11 protein-coding genes are annotated in these 12,322 nt (G+C 38.7%); 1 reads left to right on the forward strand and 10 read right to left on the reverse strand.

Annotated elements, in window-relative coordinates; genetic code table 11:
* Positions 1 to 8: 8 nt before the first annotated feature.
* From prpC to CWB66_RS01510, 3 genes are all read right to left on the reverse strand, one after another.
* The gene (prpC, locus tag CWB66_RS01500; RefSeq protein ID WP_138584072.1) at positions 9 to 1,133 is read right to left on the reverse strand and encodes a bifunctional 2-methylcitrate synthase/citrate synthase; all 1,125 of its coding nucleotides are present in this window, start codon (positions 1,131 to 1,133) and stop codon (positions 9 to 11) included.
* A gap of 48 nt (positions 1,134 to 1,181) precedes the next feature.
* A complete protein-coding gene (gene prpB / locus CWB66_RS01505) occupies positions 1,182 to 2,060 on the reverse strand; it encodes a methylisocitrate lyase (RefSeq protein WP_138584073.1) in 879 nt (292 codons plus the stop codon).
* Between the two features lie 261 nt (positions 2,061 to 2,321).
* A complete protein-coding gene (locus tag CWB66_RS01510) occupies positions 2,322 to 3,008 on the reverse strand; it encodes a GntR family transcriptional regulator (protein ID WP_077538230.1) in 687 nt (228 codons plus the stop codon).
* A gap of 265 nt (positions 3,009 to 3,273) precedes the next feature.
* On the opposite strand from CWB66_RS01510, the gene rsmF reads away from it, so the two are divergent.
* Entirely contained in the window at positions 3,274 to 4,725 is a 1,452-nt protein-coding gene (gene rsmF / locus CWB66_RS01515) for a 16S rRNA (cytosine(1407)-C(5))-methyltransferase RsmF (protein WP_138584074.1), read from the forward strand.
* Positions 4,726 to 4,918: 193 nt separating this feature from the next.
* On the opposite strand, the gene CWB66_RS01520 is transcribed toward rsmF, so the two are convergent.
* The 7 genes from CWB66_RS01520 to CWB66_RS01550 form a co-directional block, all read right to left on the reverse strand.
* Positions 4,919 to 5,635 (reverse strand): VpsP family polysaccharide biosynthesis protein, encoded by a 717-nt coding sequence (locus tag CWB66_RS01520; RefSeq protein WP_252371699.1) that lies wholly within the window; start codon positions 5,633 to 5,635, stop codon positions 4,919 to 4,921.
* Positions 5,628 to 6,356 carry a tyrosine-protein phosphatase gene (locus CWB66_RS01525; RefSeq protein WP_077538232.1) on the reverse strand — a complete coding sequence of 243 codons (729 nt, stop codon included), beginning with the start codon at positions 6,354 to 6,356 and terminating at the stop codon, positions 5,628 to 5,630. Before CWB66_RS01525 ends, CWB66_RS01520 begins: the two co-directional genes overlap by 8 nt.
* Positions 6,357 to 6,359: 3 nt before the next feature.
* The gene (locus tag CWB66_RS01530) at positions 6,360 to 8,573 is read right to left on the reverse strand and encodes a GumC family protein (protein WP_138584075.1); all 2,214 of its coding nucleotides are present in this window, start codon (positions 8,571 to 8,573) and stop codon (positions 6,360 to 6,362) included.
* Between the two features lie 23 nt (positions 8,574 to 8,596).
* Entirely contained in the window at positions 8,597 to 9,118 is a 522-nt protein-coding gene (locus tag CWB66_RS01535; protein WP_077538234.1) for a polysaccharide biosynthesis/export family protein, read from the reverse strand.
* On the reverse strand, positions 9,115 to 10,332 hold the full coding sequence (locus CWB66_RS01540; protein WP_138584076.1) for an outer membrane beta-barrel protein: 1,218 nt from the start codon (positions 10,330 to 10,332) through the stop codon (positions 9,115 to 9,117). The genes CWB66_RS01535 and CWB66_RS01540 overlap by 4 nt, the downstream gene beginning before the upstream one ends.
* On the reverse strand, positions 10,316 to 11,719 hold the full coding sequence (locus CWB66_RS01545) for an undecaprenyl-phosphate glucose phosphotransferase (protein ID WP_077538236.1): 1,404 nt from the start codon (positions 11,717 to 11,719) through the stop codon (positions 10,316 to 10,318). Before CWB66_RS01545 ends, CWB66_RS01540 begins: the two co-directional genes overlap by 17 nt.
* Positions 11,720 to 11,880: 161 nt before the next feature.
* Positions 11,881 to 12,285 carry a 3-phosphoshikimate 1-carboxyvinyltransferase gene (locus CWB66_RS01550; RefSeq protein WP_418312568.1) on the reverse strand — a complete coding sequence of 135 codons (405 nt, stop codon included), beginning with the start codon at positions 12,283 to 12,285 and terminating at the stop codon, positions 11,881 to 11,883.
* Positions 12,286 to 12,322: the final 37 nt, after the last annotated feature.

The following is a 12,322-nucleotide window of genomic DNA, read 5'->3' on the forward strand; positions in this document are numbered from 1 at the left end:
CTCATTTTTTAACGTGACTCTATTGGTGTGTAACTACGTGCATCGGGCCCTGTGTAATCGGCACTTGGGCGAATAATACGGTTGTTAGCGCGTTGCTCTTTTACATGCGCAGTCCAACCAGTAACACGGCTCATTACAAATATTGGCGTAAATAACTTAGTCGGAATATCCATAAAGTGATAAGCAGATGCATGGAAAAAATCGGCATTACAAAACAGTTTTTTCTCGCGCCACATAATCTCTTCACAACGAACCGACACAGGGTAAAGCACGGTATCGCCCACCTCTGCCGCTAGTTTTTCAGACCATTTTTTAATAATTACATTACGTGGATCCGATTCACGATAAATGGCATGGCCAAAGCCCATAATTTTGTCTTTACGTGCAAGCATGCCCATGACTTCTTGTTCGGCATGTTCAGCGCTTGTGAAACCTTGGATCATATCCATAGCTGCTTCGTTAGCACCACCATGAAGTGGACCACGCAGCGTACCAATCGCACCAGTTACACAAGAATGAATATCCGAGAGTGTTGATGCACACACACGACCCGTAAAGGTAGAGGCGTTAAATTCATGCTCTGCGTATAAAATTAGTGATACGTTCATCACTTGTGCAAATAAATCACTAGGTGCTTTGTCATGTAACAGTGTTAAAAAATGTGCGCCAACAGAGTCGTCATCTGTTTGTGTTTCAATGCGTACACCATCGTGTGTAAAGCGGTACCAGTAACAAATAATACTTGGGAACACGGCAACCATACGATCAATTGCATCGTTGGCTTGGCTAAAATCATTTTCCATTTCAAGGTTACCCAACATTGAGCAACCTGTGCGCATTACATCCATTGGATGCGCGTCTTTAGGAATATTTTCAAGCACGGTTTTAAGTGCATCTGGTAAGCCGCGTAAGCTTTTTAGCTTTGCTTTATATTCTGCCAATTCGCTAGTTGTTGGTAACTCACCGCGTGAGAGTAAAAACGATACTTCTTCAAACTGCGCTTTTTCGGCAAGTTCGCTAATATCGTAACCACAATACGTTAAACCAGAACCACTTTGTCCAACAGTACACAATGCTGTTTGACCAGCCACTTGTCCGCGTAAACCTGCGCCGCCTAATGCTTTATCTACCATGATCTTCTCCTGTCTATAATTTGTGTGTGGTATCTATTTTAATAATTATTATTTGTCAGATTTTGCTGAAAAAAGAGTATCGAGTGTGTTCTCGTACGTGTGATAATCTAAAAAGTCGTAAAGCTCTGCGCGCGTTTGCATATTTTCAATTTGGCTTTGTTGCGAGCCTTCATTTAAAATTGCTGAATACACGTTTAGTGCGGCTTTGTTCATTGCTCTAAATGCACTGAGTGGGTAAAGCACCATTTCAACGCCTACATCGCTTAACTGCTCTTTAGTGTAAATAGGTGTTTGACCAAACTCAGTAATATTTGCCAAAATTGGTACATTAATCGCTTTTGCAAATGCTTGATAATCAGCAAGGTCGTGCACGGCTTCTGCAAAAATAGCATCAGCACCGGCTTCAACACAGGCAGCTGCACGGTCAATAGCGGCATTTAAACCTTCTTTTTGAAACGCATCGGTACGGGCCATAATGTAAAAATCGCTGTCGGTTTTTGCATCAACCGCCGCTTTAATGCGGTCAACCATCTCACCTTGGCTGACAATTTCTTTATTTGGGCGATGCCCGCAACGCTTTTGCGCTACTTGATCTTCTATATGAAAACCCGCCGCACCGGCTTTAGTCATTTCTTTTACTGTGCGTGCAATGTTAAACGCCCCACCCCAACCGGTATCGGCATCAACAAGTAGCGGTAAGTCGCTAGCACCCGTAATACGACGAATATCTTCAAGCACGTTATCAAGGCTCGTCATGCCTAAATCTGGCATACCAAACGAGGCGTTTGCAACACCCGCACCTGATAGGTAAATAGCTTGGTGGCCCATTTTTTCTGCCATCATCGCTGTGTAGGCATTAATAGTACCTACCACTTGTAACGGGCGGTTATTAGCAATAGCGTGTTTAAATTTTAATCCTGCTGACATTACTTTCTCCTCACTTTGAACGGTTGCTACGTGGAGTAACTTATAGTTTTAATCTGTAATTATGACTGTTTAACTGTTTTACTTATTTTTAGCGGCTAAATCGTTTTGAGCTGCTCATACCAATCTGTATGGGTATGAGGTCTATTTAACGATAAGAAAATCGTTCTGTAACTAGGCAATAATTTTTATGTTTAGTGGTTCTAAATAAAAAATTATTAACGACGTTACGGAGCTATTTAATCCGTTAAATTGTTCGAATACTCATATTGATTGGTATACTTCAAATTTGGTTTGAATATTGGCTTGCGATGCGCTTATATGGCGCTTCATAAGCATTTCGGCCAGTTCGCCGTCGTGGTTTTCAATGGCGTTAATAATTGCTAAATGCTCATCAAACGCTTTTGATACACGCGGCCCCACCATGCCCATTTGCACACGGTACATTCTAATTAGTTGATAAAGCTCATTACACAGCAAATGAATTAAATGCGCGTTTTTACTGCCTTGAATAATACGGTAATGAAAATCTAAATCGCCGGCTTCTTGATAGTAAGATTCACCTTCTTTAACACGTTGTGTTTGTAGGTGCTGATTAAGTAATTGCTTTAAGCCTTTTATTTCTTCGGGTTCCATATTGTCGGCAGCCAACCTACATGCCAAACCTTCAAGTGAGCTGCGAACTTGGTATACTTCAATCAAACGCTCAGCGGTAAGGGCAACTACTCGGCAACCTACGTTAGCTTTACGCTCAACAAGGTAGCAACTCTCTAAGCGATTTAACGCTTCTCTAAGCGTTGCACGGCTTACACCATAACGCTTTGCAAGTTCAGGCTCTGATATTTTACTGCCTTGAACTATACTGCCTTCAACAATCTCACGGCGCATATCTACAAATACCTGATCTGATGCGGTAGTAATAGGCGCTTCGTTTAAAAATGTATGTGTCATAATTTATTTTTTAGATTGTCGACAATTAATGCCGCTACTATGTGCTTATTAAAAAACCATGTCAACCCTTAAACCCAACAAAAAGACTAAAAAACGCACTCATTGTCGACACTATTAATCTAAAGCCTTATGAAAACGCTTTTAAAATAGACTAAACCAGGAAAGTGTCGACACTGCAATAAAACTGATGTTACGTTTTTTAGCGCTGAAAATGCGTTATATAAATGCTATTATCGCGCTTTATTTTTATAGTATGAGCCAACGCGTGAACGCCAACACTTTTATTCCTGAGCACTTTATTGATGACGTAAAAACCTATTTACCAGCGCATCTAAACTTAGATGACTTTTTAAATGCGTGTCGCAGGCCACTCAGAAAATCTATCCGCGTTAATACATTAAAAATTAGCATTGAAGAATTTGTAGAACGTGCAACTGAAAAAAATTGGCTGCTAACCCCCGTCCCTTGGTGCAGTGAAGGCTTTTGGTTAGAACGCCCAAGCGATGAAGAGCAAAACCTCGCTCTTGGTAATACTGACTTACATTTAAGCGGTGCGATGTACGTACAAGAAGCAAGTTCAATGCTGCCGCCTATTGCCTTAAAACAAAGTATTGAACTCACAGGCACTCAAAATAACACCGTACTTGATATGGCATCAGCACCAGGCTCTAAAACCTCGCAACTGGCTGCGCTTATGAATAACCAAGGCGTACTAGTTGCAAACGAGCTTTCATCGTCTCGTTTAAAGGTACTTAGCGCAACGCTCAAACGTATGGGGGTTGGTAACTGTGCGCTCTCGCACTTTGATGGCGTTATATTTGGCAACTACATGTTTGAATGCTTTGATAGCATATTGCTAGACGCGCCCTGCTCTGGCGAAGGTACTGTGCGTAAAGACGCCGACGCACTTAAAAATTGGTCAATAGAATCAAACATACAAATAGCCCAAGTCCAAAAAGACTTAATTAAAAGCGCATTTTACGCATTAAAGCCTGGTGGCACCTTAGTGTATTCAACCTGCACACTTACCCCGCTCGAAAACCAACAAGTGTGCGATTATTTACTCAGTGAGTTTGGTGACTATATAGCGCCTGAGTCACTAAGTGATTTATTTGAAGGTGCAAGCAAAGCCACAACTAGTGAGGGCTATTTGCATGTATGGCCGCAAACATTCGATAGCGAAGGCTTTTTTATCGCTAAATTTAAAAAACACGCAAGTTGCGATAACCCAAATCAAACTGTTAAAAAAGGCGCGTTTCCGTTTAACGAGTTTGATAAAAAGCAAAGCGTCGCGTTTATGCAATCGCTTAAAAAGCATTTTGGGTTAACTAACCTGCCTGGCAGCTTAATGCAACGCGACAAAGAACTGTGGTTATTTCCACAAGGGTTTAAAGGCCTACAGAATAAAATTAAGTACGCACGTTTAGGCATTCAAATTGGCATTATTCATAAAAATGGGGTGAGGCTAACACATGAGTTTGCAACTGTATTTGGCAATGAGTGCAAAATTAATGTATTTGCTTTAAGTAACGAGCAAGCAAATGATTATTTTCAGGGTAAAGATATACGCTTAACTGAGGCAACTCAAACAATTGGTGAAGTAGTTTTAACACTGTGTGGGTGCCCTATTGGGCTGGGCAAATGGCAAAAAAATAAGATTAAAAATTCATTACCACGAGATCTGGTACAAAATACACAATTAATCAGCTGGATTTAAAGTAATACTTTTTAATTAAATACAGTTATATCGAAAAATTAGTTATGCTTTATTGAGCAGCTTTACTACACTTTCAAGTACTTTCTTCTTCTCCCTAAAGAATCTAGAAAGTTTTTTTAGTTAACGCTAGACTCAAATTTGAGTCACTTTAAAGCCCAGAGTGCTTATAAGTCTCTGGGCATTTTTTTTGCTTTTATTTACAGTGTACTTTATACAGGTGGGCCGCTCTAACGTCTTCAAACGCATTACCAAATTGAAGTGACAAGCACAATGTAGGGAGTCTATTAACTTGTTTAGCTAAATTAAACACTTCAAAAAAATGGTATCCGTGTTTAACTGCCAAATTTAATTCAGCAACGTATAGCGCTTTAAACTTAGGCGATAAATTTGGCCAATTTATTAAAGCAAGTTGAATGATCCCTAAATGAACACTTAATTTATTTGGCCCAACGGACTTTGCTTGTTGAATATACTCATAAACACGTTCACTGGCCCCTTCTTGATAACTAACAACTTGCGCTAATGCAATCCATGTTTCAGCCCAGCTTTGCCTTAACTCAACTGACTTTAAAAGCGCTTGTTCAGCCTCTTTATAAATTTGCATATTATTGGCTTGCGTAGCTTCAGTTGAATCTTTAAAGGCATTAATAGTTAACATATTTATATGCGCACTTAACTGCCAATAATGTGGGTGCGAAGGTTCTAACTGAGTTGCCAAGGCAATAGCATGTTTTGCATCAGGTAGCCGCGAGTAATCGGCTGGATCAGCAGTCATATGCTGCACAGTATTACGTGCACTGAAGTACCAAGAATTAGCACGCATACTCTGAACACTAAGATAAATGATGCATAAAGTAACCATAGCCAAAATAGCGGCTTGCATCGTCCGATTAAATTTAAAGTTAATCACTAAATAAAGACTCAGTTAAATGCCAAGGGTTAGTTAAAAATAACTTAGTTGCTTTTTCAGAGCCAATTAAATCACTAACAATTTGCTTTGCATTACTTAATATTGGTGGCCTGCGCTTTACTGAATGTGCATCGGTTGCCACATATCTGACTAAATCGGCTTTAAGCATATCTTCGCAAATTTGCTTAGCTTTATCGCCCCAGTGCCCTTCTAGGCTTGATGCCGTTAATTGAAACTCACAACCGAGTTGTTTTAAATGTTCTATATAAAACGGTTTTTCTTGAATATCACGGTTACGCTCAGGATGAGGAATTATTACTTTAATATTTTGTTTTGCTAACCACGAAATAAACTTATCGTAACCTTGAGGTACATGCGAATGGGGTAACTCTAATAATAAATAGTTCACACCTTCAATGTGACCAATAAAAGGGAGTTTATTCGCCATTATTAATGCCATAAGCTCTACATCTAAACGAACCTCAGCAGCGACTGCTAACTTAATCGTGATCCCCGCATTTATAGCATGCGTTTTTAAATTAGCGAGATCATCATATATATGAGAACTCGCATTATTAAAGCGTCCTATATGAATGTGCGGGGTAGCTACCATATGCGTTATACCATCGCTTTGCGCTATTTTTAATAACGCTAAAGCTTCATCTAAATCTTTAGCGCCATCATCAATTCCAGGCAAAATATGAGAGTGTATATCAATCATAAGTTAGCTATCTTTTTGCGGTTGCTCTGGTTGTTGAGAGTAGTCATAGTAATCGTAGTAACCGTGGCTATGCTCATCTTTACTTTTGCTCATATCAACCTTGTTAAGAACAACGCCAGCAACGTGGGCTTTTACTTCAAACAAACGCTCAAGCCCTGCCGTAATAGGCTTAATACGTGTTATATCTGATTTAACAACATAAACTACCGAATCGACACTTTGTGCAATAACCAAAGCGTCACTTACTGCTTGAGTAGGCGGTGTATCGATAATAATATGATCGTACTTCGCTTTTAATACCGTTAATAAATCATCAAACCGTGAGTTAGAGAGTAATTCCAACGGATTACTCGGAATTTGACCACTTGGCATAATAGCAACACCTGACTTTTCATCCATGTGCACACACTCTGCAAACTGCTCTGTACCCATCATTAAATTACTTAAACCAGGATGAAAAACAGGAATATCAAAACGTTTTGCTAAGCTTGGTTTGCGTAAATCAGCATCAATCAATAATACTTTGCCCATCTGGGCAAGCGACATTGCTAAATTAGCAGATGTTGTTGTTTTACCTTCCCCTGGCGACGTTGAAGTAACAGCAATTACTTTATGCGCACGGTCTAAATGAGTAAGTAACAAGCTAGTACGGAATGTGCGTACCGATTCAGCGAAGCGTCTATAGTGATCTTCTAAATACGCATGGATCGGAAAGTAACTATTTTTAGGGATATTGACATGCGGAAGCAGTCCCAGCATGCGCTGCGCTAACTTACTTTCAACATCACTTTTTGTTTTAATCGTATCGTTGAGTGCATCAAATATAAAACTCATTACTACTGCAAAGCCAAAACTTGCAACAAATGCTAATATAACAATTAGTTTTTTATTTGGTTTACTGGGATCTTTAGGTGCATAAGCACGGTCAGTAAAACGGGCTGCCGCTGAACTAAAGTCACTCGTTACTTCCGTTTCTTTAGAGCGCGATAAAAAAGTATTGAAAATATTACGATTCGTTTCTACTTCACGCTTAAGCTGATTGTACTGCGTTTCTTTGCGGGTAATATCTTGATATTCGGCACGAATTTTTGCTAAATCGCGTTCAAGCGCGTTTACTGTGCGGGTAGTCCTGTTAAGCTCTTTTTCAATGCCCGTAATAAGGCCTTTAATTTGCTTATTTAAATTAGCTTTAACCGTCGCAAGCTCAGCCTTTGCTGATATCATTTTAGGGTGTTTTACACCATAAACTTCAGCAAGCTCACTTACTTTTCGCTCAACTAAAACGACCTCACGTTTTACATCTTGTACTACGCGGTGTGATGTAATTTCAGGCATACTACCTAAAAGCTCAATATTATCGTTACCGTATTCATTGATAACGCGATTAATACTTTCTAAGTTATTTTTTGTGGCACGTGTTTCTACCAACTGCTTAGACATTTGTTCAAGTTCTTGCGTTACCAACCCCGCAATACCTTCAATATCAACAAGTTTTTGTTCTTCTCGATAAGCTTGTAAGCGCACTTCAGAGCTATCTAATTGAATACGCAGCTCTGATAAACGCGTATTTAACCAGCTCGATGCCTGCTGAGTAATGCCCATCTTGGCGCGCATTTGGCTTTCAATATAAACTTCCCCCACGGTATTAGCGACAAGTGCTGCAAGTTTAGGATCGCTCGACTCAAAACTAACTCTAACTAGCTGAGTTTTATTTATTGGCGACACACTGAGTCTTGACTTAAAGCCAGCAAGCAAATCAAGCATCTTTCTTTGAGCTTGTTCCTCAGGTGAAAGAAGCACTGTTTCTTTTTTATTTAAAAAAGGTAAGACACTTTTAATCGAACTTTTAAGCTCACCTAACACAGAGGGTTTTGCAATAAAGTCTGTGTGTGACTGTAAGTCCAACTTAGTTATTACTTCACGTGCAATACTATTTGATTTAATAACTTCAAATTGCGTTAAGTAATATTCTTTTTTTGTGGAGTCTAAGCCGTAAATTTCATCAAAGCTAACTGCTTTGGTCTGCTCTGCCTCAATTAATAGTGTGGCAGTTGCCGTATACTTAGGTATTAAAGTTAAAGTAACCATAATAGTCAAAAGCGTAACAACTGTCGCAAAACCTAAAATACGCCATTTAGCGCGTTTAATAACATTAAGGTATGCACCTAAATCAATAACTTCATCGTTATTGCTAGGCTTATCGGATATATGATTCATTTTGTAATTGCCTTTAAACTGCTTTAAAACAAGCGTTGTTCTATTTTTATGGTATCGCCCGCTGCAATTTGGCTATTCAAGCTGCCTTTTTGTTGCTGCTCTTTAGTTTGTTCTTTAAAAATGTATATTTTATCAACCGAAGCACGCTCAGTTAAGCCTCCGGCTAACGCAATTGCTTGGTTAACCGTCATAGCAGGTTGATAAGGATAGGCACCAGGTTCTTTTACTTCGCCATGAATATAAAAAGGTCGATACTCTATTACCTGTGCGTATACATTAGGGGTAACTAAATAATCAGGATGTAAACCGTCACTTATTACGTTTTCAACTTGTGAAGGATTCAAGCCAACCAGTTTAACTTTACCCAAAAATGGGTAGTTAATTTCACCGCTATTACCTAACAAAGCCGTTACATCTAAATCGGGTTGACCAAATACTTTAATTTCTACTTTATCGCCAGGGCCAATAATGTAACTTTGTGAGTTTTGCGCGTAACAACTAAAGCTAAAAATTAAAAGACTAAAAATCAGTAATTTAAAATTCATTTATTAGCCTTCAACGCAAAGGTAAAGTTAATACCTACAACAACACGATCAAACTCGATTGTGCTTTGTGTTGAATTACGGTCTATAAAATCAACATAACTAGAAACCATACCAAAACTGCTCACTAAATAGTTTAATCCTAAACGTGCATTTTTAGTTTTGTCTTTACGGTTAATACTGCCTGTGTATTGCTCATCAATATAGCTTAAACCCACTAACGAACTAAGGTGTTCACTCCAATTGTGATTCCAGTTAGCACCGTAAACACTTTCTCTAATGTAATCGCCTTGAACAAGAGGATCTTTAGCAGCACGGCTAGTCGCAAGTTGTAGTGTAGAATAAGTTAATGGCTGCCAAGTAAGCGCGGCTTCCCAGCTTAAACCACTAAAGTTTTGACGACGGTTAGATGCGAAATCTTTATTTTGGTAACCTACTTTAAACGATCCCATAGTCACCGCTGTGGCATCCCATTCCATACCCAACAATACTTTTACATCATTAGAATCACGCGATATACCATTTATTTGTATTGCATCGTATCGGTAGTTTTCTTGTTTTACTTCTAGAAAAGCGCGCGTTGCAGCTTTAGTATCATAATAGCCAATAACACCAATTAAAGATTTATCGTAATCACGAAACTGCGATACAGATCTAAAATTTTGATATTTTTTATTGTAAAAGCCAGTAATTAAAGCAATTTGTGCTTTAGAACTCATTGCGCCATATTCATAACGCATTGCAATATCTTGCTGCTGATAATTCACTAACTCATTAACAGTATTACCTAAGCCTTCGGTTAAGCCACTGCCTCGTGGTTCGTACAACCAATCAGCGTTACCGGTAATATCTAAACGATGCTTACTTGTGAATTCTTTATGTACCAAAGCACCTACATTAACTTGAGTAAAGTTATCAATTGTATCTTTATTATGGAACGACGTACTGCTGCCTAAATCAAGCTTATAGCTATCAGGGCCATCATCAATCAAAGCGCTTATTTTAGGTGTAATACTCCAAATCAATCTTGATTCTGAGTTATCTGGGGTGCTAAAAAAGTTGTCGTTACTGCGTAAACCCGTTTGTAGTGTAGGCGTAATTTCTGCACCGTCTTTTGTCATAAAGCTGCCTGGCTTTATATTTGCTAAAGCGGGTGTTGATACAACCACACTTAAAGCAACAAGTAATGGAGTAATTGTATTAGTAGGCATTTTCATTCTTAAATCCCTTAAAAATTGTCATAAATATTATTTTAATATCAAACCATAACGACCAGTGCTTAATATAATGCAAATCAAACTCTACTCGTTTAGTCATTTTATCTAATGTATCTGTTTCGCCACGCCAGCCATTAATTTGCGCCCAGCCTGTAATCCCAGGTTTAGTTTTATGTCTAAACATATAAAACTCGACCTTTTTTCGATACTCTTCGTTGTGTGCGACAGCATGGGGCCGAGGGCCTACAATCGACATATCGCCTTTAATCACGTTTATAAACTGTGGTAATTCATCAAGGCTAGTCCGGCGTAAAAAAGCACCTAACTTAGTTATTCGCACATCGTTTTTTGTCGCTTGCGTAACAACATCGCTATTTTCGGTCACCGTCATGGAGCGAAATTTCCAAACTTTTATCTTTCTACCATCAAGCCCATAGCGATCTTGCTTAAAGATAATAGGCCCTTTTGATGTTAGTTTTATTGCGGCTGCTATTGCGAGTAAAACGGGTGTAATTAACGTCAATATAATAGCCGATACAACCACATCCTCGGTACGCTTAATAAACTCGTGAGCACCAATACACGGTGACTCAAACACACTTAACGTATCTACTGCACCTACATGTTCAATACGCGCATGAATAAGGTTCGACAATAAAAAATCGGGGATAACATGGACATCAACCGTTGTATCGCCTAACTGTAACAATATGTCAGCGATGCGCCTTTCAGCTTTTAATGGTAAGGCAATGTATAAAATATCAATTTTACCTTCACGTGCTGCATCAACCGCTTGTTGTATAGCGCCTTCAACGTCATGCGATGCTAATTTACTAAATAAGCGCTCAGGTTTACGATCATCAAAAAAGCCTAAAAATTTAAAACCTAGTTCTTCATTTTTAATGATTTCTTCATGTAAATAAGCGGCTGACTCAGTTGCCCCTACAATTGCTACATTGCGTAAATTAAGTCCTAGCTTGCGGCGATTTCGTTTGTATAAATGCACAGCAAGACGCCACGCATATAAAAAAGTGAAGCTCAATAAAAACCATATCCCTAACCCTAAACGAGAAAGCGAATCGGTAAATTTAAATATAAACGATATAAAAAACAGCACAGCAAAAGCAATAAGCAATGAAGCCCAAGCGCACATTACCATGGTTTTAAACTTACCCGCACGCCAAGAGCGATACGTGGCAAACAGCTCTGCGCTGTATAAAAAACTCAAGGCGACACATAATACCGAGATAATATAAAAAGGAGACAACTGAAAACCGTACATTAAAGCAGCGCATTGAAAAGCTAAAAATAGCGCAAAAATATCAAATAGCCTGTAAAAATTGGCATCAGAAGAGCCCGAAGGTTTAAATGTCCTTGAAGATGTCATTTTGCTAATCCTTGTAGCGATCTAATTGAAGTTAATTCAGCTAACTAAATTTCAGGGCATAATATAGCATTAGTGACTTTTATACAACACTCCATAGACAAGTGTCCTAACAAATAAGTACTACAAAATACATTAACAATTGCAAAAAACGGGATTGTTATTTATTTAAATAAATTTTTAAACCAATCCCATACCCCAAACGAATATCCTTCAAATATATCAATCCCTAAAGCCGACTTAATCAGATACAGCGCCAAAATCACGGTTAAACTCGCAATTAAAATAAAAAAAGTAACAATTGCTGCTTGTGCAATTTTTGCCATTTTTTGCTCTTTAGCACTGAGTCCTCGCCTATTTCTGCCAGCGAGTACAACAAAATAATATCTATACTTTAAAATTTTTATTACACCACGACAGTCAAGCGCGTGATTTCCCCATTGCCTTGCACCTATAGCCACTTTTAAATGAGTAAGTTGTTCATCAGAAAAACTATCTTGTATCGTTTCGGGCATACGCTCTAATAAACTTCTTACTGCGGGGTCAGATCTTAAATCAGACAAATACACACTCCATTAAATAACCTCTATAAAAATAAACATATGT

The organism is Pseudoalteromonas sp. S558 (assembly GCF_005886635.1).
Taxonomy (GTDB): domain Bacteria; phylum Pseudomonadota; class Gammaproteobacteria; order Enterobacterales; family Alteromonadaceae; genus Pseudoalteromonas; species Pseudoalteromonas aliena.